13 protein-coding genes and 1 tRNA gene are annotated in these 16,308 nt (G+C 44.4%); 7 read left to right on the top strand and 7 right to left on the bottom strand.

What is annotated here, in order from left to right; translation table 11 throughout:
- Positions 1–50: 50 nt before the first annotated feature.
- Both L5M28_RS14600 and parC read left to right on the top strand, forming a co-directional pair.
- A complete protein-coding gene (locus L5M28_RS14600) occupies positions 51–1,223 on the top strand; it encodes a PQQ-dependent sugar dehydrogenase (protein WP_105251474.1) in 1,173 nt (390 codons plus the stop codon).
- Entirely contained in the window at positions 1,216–3,492 is a 2,277-nt protein-coding gene (parC, locus tag L5M28_RS14595; protein ID WP_263203719.1) for a DNA topoisomerase IV subunit A, read from the top strand. The genes L5M28_RS14600 and parC overlap by 8 nt, the downstream gene beginning before the upstream one ends.
- A gap of 168 nt (positions 3,493–3,660) precedes the next feature.
- Here the strand turns inward: parC and L5M28_RS14590 are convergent, their stop codons facing one another.
- Both L5M28_RS14590 and L5M28_RS14585 read right to left on the bottom strand, forming a co-directional pair.
- Positions 3,661–4,719 carry a porin gene (locus L5M28_RS14590; protein WP_263197389.1) on the bottom strand — a complete coding sequence of 353 codons (1,059 nt, stop codon included), beginning with the start codon at positions 4,717–4,719 and terminating at the stop codon, positions 3,661–3,663.
- Positions 4,720–5,154: 435 nt separating this feature from the next.
- On the bottom strand, positions 5,155–6,219 hold the full coding sequence (locus tag L5M28_RS14585; RefSeq protein WP_263197387.1) for a porin: 1,065 nt from the start codon (positions 6,217–6,219) through the stop codon (positions 5,155–5,157).
- 426 nt (positions 6,220–6,645) lie between these two features.
- Between L5M28_RS14585 and tcdA the strand changes: the two genes are divergently transcribed.
- A complete protein-coding gene (gene tcdA, locus L5M28_RS14580; protein ID WP_219255115.1) occupies positions 6,646–7,455 on the top strand; it encodes a tRNA cyclic N6-threonylcarbamoyladenosine(37) synthase TcdA in 810 nt (269 codons plus the stop codon).
- 86 nt (positions 7,456–7,541) lie between these two features.
- On the opposite strand, the gene L5M28_RS14575 is transcribed toward tcdA, so the two are convergent.
- Entirely contained in the window at positions 7,542–9,167 is a 1,626-nt protein-coding gene (locus L5M28_RS14575) for an ATP-binding protein (protein WP_105251479.1), read from the bottom strand.
- Between the two features lie 168 nt (positions 9,168–9,335).
- On the opposite strand from L5M28_RS14575, the gene L5M28_RS14570 reads away from it, so the two are divergent.
- Positions 9,336–9,947: a superinfection exclusion B family protein gene (locus tag L5M28_RS14570; RefSeq protein ID WP_105251480.1), complete on the top strand. Its 612-nt coding sequence runs from the start codon at positions 9,336–9,338 to the stop codon at positions 9,945–9,947.
- Between the two features lie 142 nt (positions 9,948–10,089).
- Here L5M28_RS14570 and L5M28_RS14565 read toward each other — a convergent pair whose 3' ends face one another.
- Positions 10,090–10,221, bottom strand: coding sequence for a DUF3149 domain-containing protein (locus L5M28_RS14565; protein ID WP_105251481.1), 132 nt, complete (start codon positions 10,219–10,221; stop codon positions 10,090–10,092).
- A 311-nt stretch (positions 10,222–10,532) separates the two neighbouring features.
- Between L5M28_RS14565 and L5M28_RS14560 the strand changes: the two genes are divergently transcribed.
- Positions 10,533–12,122 carry a bacteriohemerythrin gene (locus tag L5M28_RS14560; RefSeq protein ID WP_105251482.1) on the top strand — a complete coding sequence of 530 codons (1,590 nt, stop codon included), beginning with the start codon at positions 10,533–10,535 and terminating at the stop codon, positions 12,120–12,122.
- Positions 12,123–12,268: 146 nt separating this feature from the next.
- Positions 12,269–12,355, top strand: a tRNA-Leu gene (locus tag L5M28_RS14555).
- An 87-nt stretch (positions 12,356–12,442) separates the two neighbouring features.
- On the opposite strand, the gene modC is transcribed toward L5M28_RS14555, so the two are convergent.
- Genes modC through modA form a run of 3 tightly spaced genes read right to left on the bottom strand, consistent with a single transcriptional unit; the run spans position 12,443 to position 15,052 of the window.
- Positions 12,443–13,528, bottom strand: coding sequence for a molybdenum ABC transporter ATP-binding protein ModC (gene modC, locus L5M28_RS14550; protein WP_219255111.1), 1,086 nt, complete (start codon positions 13,526–13,528; stop codon positions 12,443–12,445).
- On the bottom strand, positions 13,522–14,259 hold the full coding sequence (gene modB / locus L5M28_RS14545) for a molybdate ABC transporter permease subunit (RefSeq protein WP_263203716.1): 738 nt from the start codon (positions 14,257–14,259) through the stop codon (positions 13,522–13,524). Before modB ends, modC begins: the two co-directional genes overlap by 7 nt.
- A 1-nt stretch (position 14,260) precedes the next feature.
- Positions 14,261–15,052, bottom strand: a complete 792-nt coding sequence (gene modA, locus L5M28_RS14540; RefSeq protein WP_263185678.1) for a molybdate ABC transporter substrate-binding protein — start codon at positions 15,050–15,052, stop codon at positions 14,261–14,263.
- Positions 15,053–15,257: 205 nt separating this feature from the next.
- On the opposite strand from modA, the gene L5M28_RS14535 reads away from it, so the two are divergent.
- Entirely contained in the window at positions 15,258–16,037 is a 780-nt protein-coding gene (locus L5M28_RS14535) for a TOBE domain-containing protein (RefSeq protein ID WP_263203714.1), read from the top strand.
- Positions 16,038–16,308: the final 271 nt, after the last annotated feature.

Below are 16,308 nucleotides of genomic sequence, written 5' to 3'. Positions count from 1 at the left end.
TTGTGCACTATTGCCGATAACAATAAAACATAGGCATAAAGAAAATTACAATGTTGTATATTAAAACTAATAATTATAATTGCTTAAAGGTGTTTTCTGCCGGTTTTACGCTCTTAGCGAGTGTGACGTTATTGCTCTGCAATAGCGCCTTTGCGGGTTCCCAATCGATCATGATTACCGTCGCTAAGGGGTTTGGTTTATCGCTTTATGCCTCGGATATTGGCGATGCTAAGCAGATGGCGATGGGGGCTAATGGCACTTTATTTGTCGGTTCCAATAAGAGCGGCACTATCCATGCTCTCGTTGATAGTAATCAAGATGGTCGTGTCGATAAGCGCTATGTGATAGCCAAAGGGCTTGAATCACCTGATGCGATTGCATTCCACAACGGTGACTTGTTTGTCGCCACTGAAAATCAAATAGTGCGCTTTGTTGATATTGAACAAAGATTGCGCCGCCCAAGTCGACCCAAAGAGATTTACAGTGACTTGCCTTACTCAGAGAAGAAAAGTTCTCGGGCAATTAATTTTGGCCCAGATGGCCGTTTATATGTGTCTATTGGTGCGCCCTGTAACGTCTGTGAAGCGCCAGTGCCTTACAGTAGTATCATAGCGATCAATGTTGATACAGGCGCGAGTGAGCAGATTGCGGCTGGTGTGCGTGATGCAAGTGGATTTGATTGGTCGCCAATAGACAAAAAATTATGGTTTGCCGATCAAGGCCGTGATTGGATGGGGGACAACTTGCCACCCGATGAGATTAACCGCATCGATGTGATAGGGAGTCATTATGGCTTCCCTTATTTACATGCCAGTAGTGTTGTCGAACCCGCCTATGAAAAACCGAAAAATTTAAAAATCACTCTGCCAATGTATGAATTGCCAGCCCATGTTGCACCCACGGGACTTGCATTTTATCGCGGCAGTCAATTTCCCGATATTTACCATAATCAGTTGTTTGTCGCCGAAAATGGCTCGTGGAATCGTTCGAGTAAAGTTGGCTATCAAGTGGTGATGTTGAAGATTGAAGATCAAAAAGTGGTGAGTCGTGAAACGGTTGTTAGTTTCCTTGACGGTGAATTTCCCGTTGCTCGACCCTTTGCGCTGTTATCGGCATCCGATGGTGCTATGTACATCTCCGATGATTTAAAAGGTAACGTGTATCGCTTGTTTTATAAGGGCGATAGTACTGAAGAAACACAGGAACTAGAAGAAAATGAGTGACGCTATCAAGTTAAGTCTCGATGGGGTAGAGCAAATGCCATTGCGGCGCTTTACCGAAGAGGCTTATCTGAACTATTCCATGTACGTCATTATGGACCGAGCCCTGCCACACATTGGGGATGGACTTAAACCGGTACAGCGTCGAATTATCTATGCGATGAGTGAGTTAGGTTTATCGGCTCAATCTAAGCATAAAAAGTCGGCCCGTACGGTTGGTGACGTATTAGGTAAATACCATCCTCACGGCGATAGTGCCTGTTATGAGGCTATGGTATTGATGGCGCAGCCATTTTCATATCGCTACCCGTTAGTCGATGGCCAAGGTAACTGGGGTGCCCCCGATGATCCTAAGTCATTTGCGGCTATGCGTTATACCGAAGCACGTCTCTCTAAATTCTCTGAAGTGTTACTCAGTGAACTGGGACAAGGTACGGTTGAATGGGGTGCTAACTTCGATGGCACTTTGAAGGAACCTAAAGTACTGCCTGCACGTTTACCGCATATCTTACTCAATGGTATTACTGGTATTGCCGTAGGTATGGCGACGGATATTCCGCCGCATAACGTGAGAGAATTAGTCTCCGCCTGCGTAGCATTGCTCGATGATCCTAAGCTTGAACTCGAGCAATTGATGGCCTTTGTACCAGGCCCTGATTATCCAACTGAAGCCGAGATTATTACCCCGTCTGCCGATATTGCAAAAATTTATGAGTCGGGGCGTGGGTCATTAAGAGCACGTGCGGTTTACACCGTAGATGGCGGTGAAATCATCATAACGGCGCTGCCACATCAAGCCAGTAGCGGTAAAATTTTAGAGCAAATCGCCGGTCAAATGCAGGCGAAGAAATTGCCTATGGTGGCCGATTTACGCGATGAGTCGGATCATGAAAACCCAGTGCGTCTTGTGGTGGTGCCGCGCTCCAATCGCGTCGATTGCGATCAACTGATGGCGCATTTGTTTGCCACCACGGATTTAGAAAAGAGCTTTAGAGTTAACTTAAACGTGCTGGGTCTCGATGGACGTCCGCGAGTTAAAGGGTTGAAAACCTTATTAACTGAGTGGTTAGAGTACCGCGTTGATACGGTTAAACGTCGTTTAGAATATCGTTTAGACAAGGTGGTATCGCGGTTACATATACTCGAAGCCCTAATGATCGCTTTCCTCAACATTGATGAAGTGATCGAGATTATTCGTTTTCACGATGATCCTAAAGCCGAGTTGATGGCCCGTTTTTCACTCAGTGATAAACAAGCCGAATCGATCCTCGAGTTAAAGTTACGGCATTTAGCTAAGTTAGAAGAATTTAAGATCACGGCCGAACAAAATGAGCTTGAAGCCGAACGCGAAAAACTGGAGCAGTTATTGGGCTCAGAGCGTCGCTTGAAGACGTTGATCAAGAAAGAATTAATTCAAGATGCCGAAACCTATGGCGATAATCGTCGCTCGCCAATCGTATTGCGTAATGAGTCCAAAGCATTAACTGAACAAGAGTTAACGCCGACAGAAGCCGTGACTGTTGTCTTATCTGAAAAAGGTTGGGTGCGTTGTGCTAAGGGTCACGATATCGATCCTTTGTCGCTCTCCTATAAGTCTGGCGACCAATATCTATGTAGCGCGATGGGACGTAGCAATCAGGCCGCAGTGTTTATTGATTCGTCTGGGCGGGCTTTTGCGACGGATAGCCATACTCTGCCATCGGCCCGTAGCCAAGGTGAGCCTATTACGACTCGCTTCAATATGGCACCTGGCGAAACCATGCAGCATGTGTTGATGGGTGAAGAAGACCAATGTTACTTGTTAGCAACGGATGCGGGTTACGGTTTTATTTGTTCATACAACGATATGGTGTCGCGCAATAAGGCAGGTAAAGCCTTGCTGAGTCTACCAACAAACGCTAAATCATTAACGCCTAAGTTGATCGACCGCACTAAAGAAATGTCACTGCTAGCGATCACAAACGAAGGGCGGATGTTACTGTTTTCGCTAGAAGCGTTACCGCAATTATCCAAGGGTAAAGGTAATAAAATTATTGGCATACCAACCGAAAGGGCCAAGAGTCGCGATGAACTTATGACGCATTTACAATTAGTGCCTAGTGATACGCCGGTTACCTTGTGGGCAGGTAAGCGCAAACTCACACTGAAGCCAAGCGATCTTGAGCATTATCGAGGTGAACGTGGTCGTCGTGGTGCTAAATTGCCTAGAGGATTACAACGTGTCGATAGCGTTGAATTAGGTGACGGTGGTGATGCTTTAGCGAGCATCTAATGCTTTGTAATGGTTTCAATGCTGTAAAGAATTAAATGGGTTAACTAAAACCACCTTAGTTTGGCTTAGGTGGTTTTTTATTTTTGGCGCTTTTGGATTAGATTTGAGACATAAAAAAACCTACTGTATCGCTACAGTAGGTTTTTAATTTATCTCTTGGTTAAGAGATTAGAAGTCGTAACGTACACCTACAGAGAATACGTTGTCATCTTGTAGATCTGTTTTAGCATTAGCAACAGTAAAATCACCACGGTACATAGCGTATTGACCATAGATCATAGTTGATTTCGCTACGCGATAATCAGCACCAATGTTGAAGTTTTGGAAATTGATGTCATCAGCACCTTTTACGCCGCCCAGTTTAGTGTAAGCGCCACCTAAACCAGCTTCATCAATGCCGTATTCAGCCTTCAGGTTTACACCGTTCAGATCATAAGAAACGTTAACAAAGTAAGTGTTACCTTCGATGTCATTGTTCACAACATCTTCAGAGTTTTGGAATAAACCACCAACTTTGAATTGACCGAATTTTGCTTGGCCAACTAAACGGTATGCATCAACACCCGCGATGCCTTTGTTATAGGCTACTGCAGCGTAGTAGTTTTGCTCTTTAAACTTGCTGTCACCTAGAGTTGCGCTTAATGCATATAGGCTTTCAGAAGTCTTAGCTGTAGTGTCGTTATCATCAAATTGATAGTTAGCGTTTAATGTCACTAAGCCTGCAATTTTTGGTGAATAGTACCAAGCACCATCGGCAGTACGAGTTTGGGCACTGACTAAACGGTCGATATCGGCGTTAGTGTTACCGAAAATATCCACAGCACCTTCGGCTTGTTTGAATACTGAGTCATTACGACCCACTAACACAGTACCAGCGTTAGTTTTTAAACCTAAGAAAGTGTTACGTGCTTTGAAAACATCACCTGCACCAGAAGTGTTTTCAACTTGGAATTCCATTTGGTAGATAACGTCAAAGCCATCAGCGATTTTTTCTGAGCCTTTAACACCTAATAGAGAGAAGTTATTTTCTAAATAAGTACCTGCGTTATTTTCATCGGCATAGTTTGCATTTAAGCCGTTAGTACCTGATTGTAGAGTGGCACCTGTGTCAGTATGGGTTAGAGCAAGCTCTAAACGACCATAGAAGCTTGGGCCTTCGGCTAGCGCACCGAATGAAGCCAATGCCAATACTGATGCAACTGATGCAGAGATGAATGTCTTTTTCATGTTTTGTGCTCCCTCGAACCTAAGTTCTTATCCATTTTTCATGGTTTTTGTGTGGTTTAACGCATTTGCTACCTGAGTCGGTAACAAAGTTGCCGCCGATTTTTACAGTTTTACGACTCGCAGGCTGTGGCGCAGATCATGTTTTTGGCTCTCCTTGCCTATATTCGGGCCATTTCTGGGATCTTTCCTTATATCTTGACTGCAAATTTACCTGAAAGGGGTAAAACTCTATTTTTCACTTACTACTTAAGTGGTAGGTAAGGCGGATTGCCTTAGATAGTGCGTCGGCGAGGGTAACTGTAGCATATACTAATGCTGTAGCAAGTCTGTCATATTGGTTATAGATTTGTGTTTGGGGGCGATATCTAAGCAGAAAAAGCGGCCGAAGCCGCTTTTTTATCAATAAATAACCTTGGGGTTAGTTGATTAATCTATTTAAAAATCAACGCGTAAACCAACAGTAAAGATGTTGTCATTCAGGTCTTGCTTTACATCGGCCAACATAAGATCGCCATCGAAGCGTGTGTAGTGACCATAGACCATAGTCTTAGTGCTCAGGCGGTAATCAGCTCCCACACTGAACTGTTGCAGGTCAACATCACGGACCTGTTCTAGGCCACTGTTGTTTTGGTCACCAACATAACGGCTCACGTACTTGCCTAGACCTGAGTCATCTTTGCCGTACATCATCTTTAGTTTTAAGTCGCCAATTAAGTAGGCTGCGTTGACAAAATAGGTATCGCCTGAGAGATTGGCAAACTTATCATCCACATGCTCACTGTGTTGATATAAGGCACCTAAGATTACGTCACCGAATTTAGCTTGGGCCACACCACGATAGGCTTCAACGTTATCAATACCATCACTATAGGCGGCAGCGACATAGTAGTTTTGTGCTTTAAGGGCTTTATCCCCTAAGGTGGCGCTCAGAGCATACATTTGATCTTTGCTATACACGTCGTTGCCATTGCTATCCACTTGGTCATAGTTATCACTCATCAGATAAGTGGCATTAAGCGTCACGAGATCGGCAATTTTAGGTGAATAGTAAGAAATGCCATCGGCGGAGCGTGTTTGGCCTGCAACCAGTAAGTCGATATCAGCATTGGTATTACCGAAAAGATCGAAGCTACCTTCAGCTGCTTTAAATACGGTATCGTTACGACCCACTAAAGCCGTACCTACGGCACTTTTGATACCTAGGAATGTATTACGGGCATTGAAGGTTTTATTTGAGTTATCAAAGTTTTCGACACCAAATTCCATTTGATAAATGATGTCAAAGTAAGGGCTTACAGCTTCAGAACCTTTTACGCCTAACCAAGAGAAGTTGTTTTCAAGAACAGTGCCCTCCTTTTGGTTTTGAGTTGCATAACCTGTGTCTGAATTGGTAATGGCAAGATCAGCATGACCATAGAATTCAGGGCCATCGGCGAGTGCTGTGAATGAATAGAGTGTGAGGCTAGAAATAATAGCCGTCGTCAGTAGATTCTTTTTCATCTTCATTTTCCTGTGCTTATCGCTGTTATATGCATTGATAACTTCAGTATCTATGCATGCTGTTGAGCTTTTGTGTGGCAAAGTCTGCACAGACTTGAAATGATAAAGTGTGATCCTGATCAAGTTTTATATAAAGGGCGGCTTATTCAACATATTGTTTTACAAGTGAAATACAGGTTTTTATTAAGTCGATTACCAAATGACTCGATTGTAAATGATGGGCCTTTGCTTTTGTTACACTCATTTAGTATTCGTATCCCTTTGCATCTAGTGTTTGGTGGCTGAGGATCTGATTTCGGTTTATGTCGATATCGTTTAGAATCCACGGCACATTTCTGGTGTTGCTATTAAGCTGCCCCTGTTGGCATCCATTCGATGCTAGGGCAAGCGCTCCTGCTGTTATTGGGTAATATAAGGTAAGTATTTATGACTGAGGCCTATCTAAATCGATTTGGCGGAATTGGCCGTTTGTATGGACAAAAGGCGTTGGCTAAATTTGCCACATCCCATGTGATGGTAATTGGCATTGGTGGCGTCGGTACTTGGGCGGCAGAGGCCTTAGCGCGGAGCGGCATAGGGCAGATAAGCTTGATAGATTTAGATGATATCTGTGTCACTAATACTAACCGACAAATACATGCTCTTAGCTCCACCATCGGCGGTTCTAAAGTTGCTGTGATGGCACAACGGATCCGTGAAATTAATCCTGATTGCCAAGTGAATGAAATTGAAGATTTTATTACATTGGATAATCTAGGCGAGTATTTGCTTGGAGCTAAAGAGGGTGGCAATATTGATTATGTTATTGATTGTATTGATGCCGTTAAGCAGAAGGCTGCGTTAATTGCTTGGTGTAAACGTCAAAAAATTAAGATAGTGACAGTGGGCGGTGCGGGTGGACAGACAGATCCGACGCAAATTCAGTTAACTGATCTCGCTAAAACCTACCAAGATCCTTTGCTAGCCAAAGTGCGTAATATTTTGCGCCGCGAGTATAACTTCTCTAAAAACGTGCAACGCCGGTTTGCTATCGATGCTGTTTTTTCCAGTGAGCAGTTAGTGTATCCCCAAGCCGATGGCTCAGTGTGCGGTACTAAAGCGGCGGCTGATGGCAGCATGAGGATGGATTGTGCTTCTGGTTTTGGGGCTGTGACTATGGTCACTGGGACATTTGGTTTTGTGGCGGCAAGTCGCGTGTTAGCGCGATTGGCACAGCAGGCTCAAGAGGCGGTTTAAACTCTTAATCTAGATTCAGCCAAGATATCACCGCTTTCAAGGGCGGTGATACCCCTTCAATATTATGTAATTTCATTAGGTTATAGTTAGATATAAAAATCTTGTTGATTATTGACTGGTTCACATTGAGTGTATGGAAATTTAATATCAAATTGTGGGCCGCCTAGTTTTGAGTCTGCGCGATAACTCATAGTGCCTTTCAACAGTGTTGCGGCATTAAAGGCCGCTGATAATCCTAAGCCAGTACCACCTTTATTACGATTTGTAGTAAAGAAGGGTTCGAACATGTGCTCAGCAACATCGGCTGGAATGGCTAAGCCATTATTTTGAATGCTGATTTGAATTGATTCTTCATCCAAAGTCGCACTAATGTGGATAAGATTGTCTTCATGTCCTTGGAATGCATGGGTAAAGGCGTTCGAGAGAATATTACTAACAATTTGATTTAACAAACTGATATTGGTTTTGATATTGAGTGTAGGCTCCACGTTGATCTCCGTTGAGGCGTTAACATTGGGATGCATAATTAATGTCGACTCTAGGATTTCATGTAGCTGCTGGTTTAGGTTACAGCATTGGTGTTCTTCATGACTGCGATCGATGGCGATCGTTTTAAATTTTTGAATTAAACTGCTGGCTTTAGTGATATTACGGACAATGAGTTCACAGCTTTCTTGGTACTCATTAAGTATTTCATTTATCTCATCTAATGTGGCTTGATCGCTGTGGATCAGGTCGATCAGTTCTTCAATATGGCTGAGCTGCGCACTTGCCGCCGTCAAACAAATGCCAATTGGGGTGTTTATCTCATGTGCAACCCCTGACACGAGTCCACCCAAGGCCGCCATTTTTTCTTGCTCAACTAAAACCTGTTGTGCTCGTTTTAGTGCGCTAAGGGATTGTTCTAACTCTAGTGTTCTTTCTTTAACTTGTCTTGCTAGCTCTTCTTTATAGCTACGTTCGAGCTTGAGTAGCCGCTCTCTATCTTCTAAGGCTATTTGCAGTTCCGTCTTAGAATTCTTTAAGGCGCTAAATGAGCTTCTAAGTTGTACTTGCATGCTATTGATGGAATCGGCGACTTGTTTAAACTCATCAATTTTTTCATGACGGTCAAATTGTAGTGGCTCGTATTCATGGTCTATGTCGATATTTTTGCAGTATTGGCTGAGTTTATCTAAGTGTTTAGTAATGTTGAACCACACTAAAAATAGAATAAACCCAGCCACTAAGAAGGTTTTAATGCCATTAGAAAGCAGAATGATAATGGCCTTATCATACAAGCGTTGATAGATAGCATCGACATCGACTTGTATTTCGAGTGTGCCGACATTGATGTTTTCAGTCGGTGATTTATAGACTAAAGGAAAGGTTTTATCTAAGGAGTGTTCTTGTTTCTGCTCGCCTGCATTCCATGCTTGGCCGCTGTCATCTTTAATCGAAATATAGTTAATATCGGGCAGCTGAATTAGCCCATTGAGCTGAGTGTTAATGAGCCGCTCGTCAATAACCCAAATACTGGCGGCGAGCACATCTAAGTTCACCTTTTCCATGTTGGAAAATACTCTATCGATACGCACGACATCATTGCGATAATCACTGATCAACTGATACGCAGTGGTGATTAAGGTGATAACAGAACTAAAAAGTACAATAGACAGGGTAAGGTGCCTGCCTATGGGGCTTTTGATAAGTTGGCTAAAGAATGTCAGCATCTTAAATTTTCTTTATGCAATAGCGGCTTGAGATGCTTATAAGCATAGACCTACAGATCCAGAAAGTGCATTTTCTCGCAGATAAAATCAACGAAATATGTCTTCATTTGTGGCATTAAATTTGCTTATTAGCCGATAAGTTCAATTTTTTGTCACTGGGATAGCACTATGTTTAAACTCAAGCTGGATTCAGTTAAGTTTTTTAGCCCAAAGAAAATGATGTTTAGAGTCATGCTGTGGCTTATGGTGAGTTGTTCTGTCTTACTTCTTATTCCCCCTAATGTGCTGGCAGTGCTGGCGCTCGATAAATTTGTGCCAGAACATGCACAGTTTGTTGGATTAGGTCTAATCGTTTCTATCGCTTATTTTTTGAGTCAATTAATTAACTTAGGTTTAGATGAGTCTATCCGTCATTTAAGCGATAAGCGTGTTATTGAGACGATTGAAGCTAAAGTGAATCTACTTGATCCCGCTGAGCGAGCTTTAGTGAGGGAATTCTTTCTTCAAGGCGCCACGATTTTGACTCTGCCGCAAAATGAACCCGCTGTAAAAAGTTTAGTAAATGCCTGCATCTTAGAAAAGCTCGGTAACGAGCGCCATTATGCGATTCAGGGACCGACCGCTGACTATAAGATTGCCATGAAAGCGCGTATGTACCTCAACCGTGATGTGCTGCGTTTGCCAGCAGGTGAGCCGAGCCAAGAAGAAATGCAGTCGTTGATTAAGGCGCGCCCGCAATTTTTGAATGGATTAGTACAAAACAGAAAACACGCTGCATAGGCGTGTTTTGTCTCGCTCGGATGAGTGCTGGCTTTAGATGAGTTGCAGTATTCTGAAAAGCGAGACAACAAAAAATGGGGGTGATAAAACCCCCTAGATTTTGCATTTATACAAGAAACATGAAGAACAACTGGAGCAAAAACTATGGTTTCGGTGCCGACTTCACAATGAACATCCAAGTGATATAAGACACTATCCCTATTGTGCTAAAGATAACGATCATTGAAAGTAAGCCTATGGGGTTACCAAACATCAGATCTAACCAAAATGCCATGACTGAAATCCTCTTTCCTGTGAAGTCCTCGCTAAATTAGCGGTATTCGATAGCTAAAATACTGATCTCGATCAATAAAAAATCGACATAGGAATACAAAGTCATAACGCTTAGTTAACTCTGTGATCTTGGTCAAATTTAAAGGTATGCTTAACAGCGACGAGTTCAAATAATTTAGCTTTGTTTCTTCTTCCGTTAGCGTCTAGGATTAACCTATTCAACTCGATCGATATTCAGTTAACGCGCTATTCCATTTATTCGTTCTTGTTTTTATATGAAGGCGCGATATCAGTTTTTTAAAGGAGTAAAAAATGGATTCTAAAAAAAGTCACAAGGATTCAATGGGATATAATTCTATCTTTGCGCCACTATTGTTGCTGATTTATCCCCTCTATTGTTTGGTGATCACAGGGCACTTTGTTGCTATTTTGTGTTTAAGCGCGCTCGCCGCCATTTTAATGTTCAACATCAATAAATTAATTCGTAATTTGAGACAACTTGAACGTGCAGCACACCACTTAGGCGAGGGAGATTTGAGTTATCAATTGGAAGAGAAAGATGCGGGTGTGTTCATTAAGGTAGTACATAACATTAATCGCATGGGCGAAGATGTCAGCCGTACGATTTTGTCTTTATCTGATACCTGTGAAGGGATGAAAAAAGTCGCCTCGGATATCAAGGTTATCAGTGAACAGGCAAAGCAAGGCGTGTTAGAGCAAGAGCATCAAACTGAACTGGCCGCCAGTGCGATGACGCAGATGGTTTCAAGTGTTCAAGCCGTATCGCAAAATGCGGTGAGTGCTGCGCAGGCAGCTGATATTGCCCAAAGTTCTGCTAAGCGCGGTGATCAAATCATGAATGGCATAGTCACTAAAATTGGCGCTATGTCGCAACAGATCCATGATACTCGAACCGTGATCGAGCACTTGGCCGCCGACAGTAACAATATCAGTAGCATTATTGAAACCATTTCGCAGGTGGCCGAACAGACCAATTTACTCGCTTTAAATGCTGCCATTGAAAGTGCGAGAGCGGGTGAACATGGTCGCGGTTTTGCTGTAGTCGCCGATGAAGTACGTAATCTAGCTAAACGAACATCCGAAGCCACGGTTGAGATCCAGCAGCAAATCGCCGCATTACAAAAAGGCGCACAACATGGTGTTGAAGTCATGTTGAAAAACGTGGCGATTGCCGACGAAACGGCTGATATGGTTGATCAAGCTCACAGTGCACTCGGGCAGATTGTCGCTCAGGTGGAGACCATTACCGATATGTCCCACCAAATCGCCACGGCATCGGGACAACAACATACAGTAGCAGAGGAAATTAATAAAAATATCAGTGTGATGGCTGAGCTAGCCCTGAGTAATGCCTCCCACACCAACAACACTAACTTATCGAGTTTGAAAGTGTATAACATGTCGCAGGAAATTGGCTCCTTGCTGCATCGATTCCATGTGAATGCGGCATTTTTTAATTCGAGTCAGGCGCAAAATAAACTCTTTGTGAAATGGGGGCCTGAGTTAGACATAGGAATGCCTGAGATCAATCGTCAACATCAGCGCTTAGTCTCATTGATCAATGAATTACACCGCACATTAAATGAAGAGTATGGACTCGAAGCCATCAAACGTATCGTGCAAGGGTTAGTGGATTACACCGCCAATCACTTTGCCTATGAAGAGGAACTCTTTGCGCGTTTTGGTTACCCTCAAACTGACAGCCACAAGGAAAAGCACGGCAAGTTAGTTGGGCAAGTACTTGATTTTCAAAAGCGGGTTGTTAGGGGTGAAGATGTTGCCGACGAATTAATGGCTTTCTTGAAAGCTTGGTTGGTAAACCATATTCAAAAAAGTGATAAAGAATATACCGCTTTTTTATTATCCCATGGCGCAGAATAACCCCAAGAGCATGATTTTTGAGCGGTTAAATGCAATTTGTATTAAAGTCGCGGCAAAAGACTTGCCATTGTCATAAGCAAAGGTATAATTCCCAGCACTTAGAGACAGCCAGTTGTTTTGATTGCTTCTAAGTGCATATTTGATATGCCAGTGTGGTGAAATCGGTAGACACAGGGGATTCAAAATCCCCCGCCCTTAAAAGCGTGCCAGTTCGAGTCTGGCCACTGGTACCAAATCCTTCTGATGAAGGAACTAAAACCGACCTAGAGTCGGTTTTTTTGTGCCTGAAATTTGGTTTTCGAACGGTGCTCTAGGTTGAGCTAGTGGGATTCAGCGATATCCATTTGCGTCATAGTCACGCCTTTGATTTGTGCATAAATCGCTTTGCCATGAGTGAGTTGCAGTTCGTCGCAGGCCCAAGGGGTGATGTTGGCCCAAAGTTCATCGCGGCCTAGGGCGATTTTTAATTGGATTTGCTCGCCGTTATCGCTGGGGTATAACTCTTTAATTTCTCCCTTTAGCAGGTTGCGGATACTTGAGCCTTTGGGGATCTCAGTGCAAACCGAGACATGATTTGCCTGAATACGCACTTTGAGTTTCTTCGCCGTTTCAGCCAGATAGCCACTTACCCACAAATAGTTTCCATCATCCATCACGAGTCGAGTCATGGGGTAGTCGGGATGTCTGTCGGCGACCTTTGCACTGAGGAGTGAGCTGAGTTCCTGCAATGGCACCCAAGGGCGCATTTGCTCGCTATTCCACACTTCACTTAAGGCCCCTTGGGCGATCAATTTCCCCTGATGCAGCACCAGCATATAATCCGCCAGTTGTAAGATCTCATCTAGGCTGTGGCTCACATACACTATCGGCAGTTTTAGTTCCTGCGATAAGGTTTGCAAGTAGGGCAGTAACTCGCGTTTACGGGGTAAATCGAGTGATGCCAGCGGCTCATCCATTAGCAGCATGTCAGGTGATGTCAGCAGGGCACGGCCAATGGCAACCCGTTGTTTTTCACCGCCAGATAGCGTGCTGGGATAACGACTGAGGAGTTTTTCAATCCCTAGTAGTTGCACAATTCTATCGAACAAGACTGGGTTAGCTTTACGCACACCATAGTTGAGATTGCCCTTCACGCTATAGTGCGGGAACAGCCGTGCCTCTTGAAATACATAGCCAATTTGGCGCTTCTCTGGGGGAAGGTTCACTTTGCCTTGTTGATAAAGCAGTTTGTCACCGAGGCGGATTTCACCGCTATCTGGGGTCGAAAGCCCGCCGAGCAGGTTCACTAGCGAGGTTTTACCCGCACCCGAGCGGCCAAAAACGGCTGTCACGCCTTGCAATGGCAATTGGGTATCGACTTTCAGTTGCAGTTGTCCGAGTCGTTTTTCAATATTGATTGTTAACATACGCTTGCCGTCCTCTGCAGGGCTTTTTTACTCAGCCATTGGGAGGCGAGTAAAGACGCGAGCGCGATAACGATCGAGATAATGCACAGGCGCATGGCCTGATATTCTGCCCCTGGGGTTTCAATAAAAGAGTACATGGCGAGCGGAATTGTACGAGTTTCACCGGGAATATTAGAAACGAAGGTAATAGTTGAGCCAAATTCCCCTAGGCTGCGAGCAAAGGCGATAATCATGCCTGACACTATCCCTGGAGAGGTGAGCGGCAGCGTGATGGTGAGAAATACTCGCCATCGACTGCTACCTAAAGTGCGTGCGGCCTGCTCGAGTCGAATATCAACAGTTTCAAAGGATTGGCGTATGGCTCTGACCATCAGCGGGAATGACACTATCGCCGCCGCGAGGGCAGCACCGCGCCAACTAAAGCTAAAACTGATGCCAAACCAATTAAATAACCACTGGCCGATAAAACCTTGGCGGCCCATGCTGATCAGCAAGAGGTAACCCACTACCACGGGCGGTAACACCAGTGGTAGATGGAGCACACTGTCAAATATAGCCTTGCCAGGAAACTCGACTCTGGCCAGCACCCAAGCGCATAAAATGCCCAAGGGTAAACTGGTGATAACGGCAACGGATGACACCTTTAAACTGAGCAGCAGTGCGGCAATTTCATAGTCGCTTAAAAGAGAGCCACTTAGCATAGAGCCGCTTAACAAAGAACCACTCAGCACCCTAATTCACTCCAAAGCCATATTTCTCAAACACATTTTTTGCGCTTGGGCCCTGCAGATACTCATTGAACGCTTTGGCGCTTGCGGTCGATTCTTGTTTGACTAAGGCGACAGGATATTCAATTGGGCTGTAACTCGTTTCTGGAAAGGTGCCAACGATTTTGATCTTTTGGGCGACTTTCGCATCGGTTGAATACACTATGCCAAGCGGCGCTTCACCCTGTTCAACCAAAGCGAGGGCGGCACGGACATTGTTAGCACGGGCGAGTAAGGGCTCAGCGGCTTGCCACAGCTTGAGGTTTTCGAGGGCTTGCTTGGCATATTGTCCAGCAGGCACATGATCTGGATCGCCAACAGCCATACGACTGCCTTTTAATGCGGCTTTAATATCCCAATCGCCATTGAGCACGACTTCTGTGATGGGACTATTTTTCTCGGCAATCAAGACTAAGGTATTTTTTAACAAGGTTTTTCGGCTGTTAACATCGACCGCTTTAGCATCGACCAGATAATCCATCCACTTTTGATTCGCCGAGACAAACAGATCGGCGGGTGCACCATTGGCCACTTGTTTTGCCAGTGTTGAGGAAGAGGCGAAGGAGAATATCACCTTGGTATTGTGTTCTTTTTCATATTGCTGGCCGATTTCGTTAAGTGCATTGGTGAGCGATGCCGCTGCAAAAACAGTCACTTGCTCATTGTCTGCCGCAAAAATTGGGCTAGATGTCAGTACCATTGTGAATAACGAAGCCGTGGTAAAACGCAGTAATTGCTTAAGGTGAATAGATTTCATGGTGTTCCTCCGTGATAAAAAGTGATCGTTATATATCAATCTATACATCGATCATTCAAGCCCTAAGCAATCAATTAGTGATCTGTGTGCGGTTTCTTGCGGATTAATGGCATTAATCCGCTGAAATATCTCGGCAATCTTATTGGTATCCTCAAGACGATGAAGGACAATAGGACTCAAGTCAGACTTGGGTGCGGGATAAACGATGGATTTACATGCATTACTTACGCTTTCCCTCGGGGATAAGCCCTTCGCCAATCCTAGGCGGATAAGCCTGCTTGAGCAGGTTGCCAACACAGGCTCGATCAGCCAAGGCGCCAAGCTTGCGGGGATCAGTTATAAAGCGGCGTGGGACGCGATCAATGAGATGAACACCGCCATGCCCGAACCCGTAGTGTGTAGCGAAAAGGGAGGCAAAGGCGGTGGCGGCGCGAAACTCACCGAATTTGGCGAGCGTTTGCTCAAGGTGTATTCCATCACCTCCCAAGTACAAGCAATGGCCTTGGCCGCCTTGCTTGATGAGTCCGTCGACATGCACAGTTTATTGGATGTGATGGCGCATTTCTCACTCAATACTAGCGCCCGTAATCAGTTAACGGGTCGTATCAATGGCATTGATTCATTTGGATTAAATGACGAAATCAGCGTGACCTTAGCGGGCGGGCAACAGATTCAGATTTCAGTGACCCATTCGAGCCGCGAGCGCTTGCAGTTAGCCATGGATAAATCTGTGTTGTTACTGTTTAAAGCCCCCGCAGTACTGGCTATGACTCATGCCTGTGAACTGGATGGGCAAAATTGCCTAAGCGGTCGTTTGCTGAGTGTGACTGAACTTGGCGATAAGGCCGAATTAGCCATAGACATTGATGGTAAAGACATCATTTATTCAGTGATGCCACTTACCCAAATGCAGAGTTTGGCTGTCGGCGAATCATGTTTCGCCTGTTTTGATGCCACGCAGGTGATCCTCGCCAGCATGAATTAGTCGAATTGAGTGATTAATTGGGTTAATCATTGGGTTATTCACTGGGGATGGCCAGTAACTTGGCGTTATTGTTTTCGCAATGGGTTGGTGGGGAATCTAATGGTTTCTTTTATTTACGAACTTGATTTGTATTTTTCATTCTTTTAGAGAAGATCAACGTCGTGGGGCTTCACCTTACGACGTTGATTTTTCTTGAAAAAGAATCAAATGAAGTCTGTATCTAGATTCGTTTGAATGGCTGAACTACCACAAGTGGCACAGTCATAGAATG

This window comes from Shewanella sp. SW32, from assembly GCF_025653365.1.
GTDB lineage: Bacteria > Pseudomonadota > Gammaproteobacteria > Enterobacterales > Shewanellaceae > Shewanella > Shewanella oncorhynchi.
The sequence above is the reverse complement of the archived record's forward strand: the minus strand, read 5'-3'. Positions and strand labels throughout refer to the sequence as shown.

Bases quoted from the DNA above. Each gene is read 5' to 3' on its own strand.
- L5M28_RS14600 (WP_105251474.1), top strand. From the start codon at position 51: ATGTTGTATATTAAAACTAATAATTATAATTGCTTAAAGGTGTTTTCT.
- parC (WP_263203719.1), top strand. From the start codon at position 1,216: ATGAGTGACGCTATCAAGTTAAGTCTCGATGGGGTAGAGCAAATGCCA.
- L5M28_RS14590 (WP_263197389.1), bottom strand. From the start codon at position 4,719: ATGAAAAAGACATTCATCTCTGCATCAGTTGCATCAGTATTGGCATTG.
- L5M28_RS14585 (WP_263197387.1), bottom strand. From the start codon at position 6,219: ATGAAAAAGAATCTACTGACGACGGCTATTATTTCTAGCCTCACACTC.
- tcdA (WP_219255115.1), top strand. From the start codon at position 6,646: ATGACTGAGGCCTATCTAAATCGATTTGGCGGAATTGGCCGTTTGTAT.
- L5M28_RS14575 (WP_105251479.1), bottom strand. From the start codon at position 9,167: ATGCTGACATTCTTTAGCCAACTTATCAAAAGCCCCATAGGCAGGCAC.
- L5M28_RS14570 (WP_105251480.1), top strand. From the start codon at position 9,336: ATGTTTAAACTCAAGCTGGATTCAGTTAAGTTTTTTAGCCCAAAGAAA.
- L5M28_RS14565 (WP_105251481.1), bottom strand. From the start codon at position 10,221: ATGGCATTTTGGTTAGATCTGATGTTTGGTAACCCCATAGGCTTACTT.
- L5M28_RS14560 (WP_105251482.1), top strand. From the start codon at position 10,533: ATGGATTCTAAAAAAAGTCACAAGGATTCAATGGGATATAATTCTATC.
- modC (WP_219255111.1), bottom strand. From the start codon at position 13,528: ATGTTAACAATCAATATTGAAAAACGACTCGGACAACTGCAACTGAAA.
- modA (WP_263185678.1), bottom strand. From the start codon at position 15,052: ATGAAATCTATTCACCTTAAGCAATTACTGCGTTTTACCACGGCTTCG.
- L5M28_RS14535 (WP_263203714.1), top strand. From the start codon at position 15,258: ATGGATTTACATGCATTACTTACGCTTTCCCTCGGGGATAAGCCCTTC.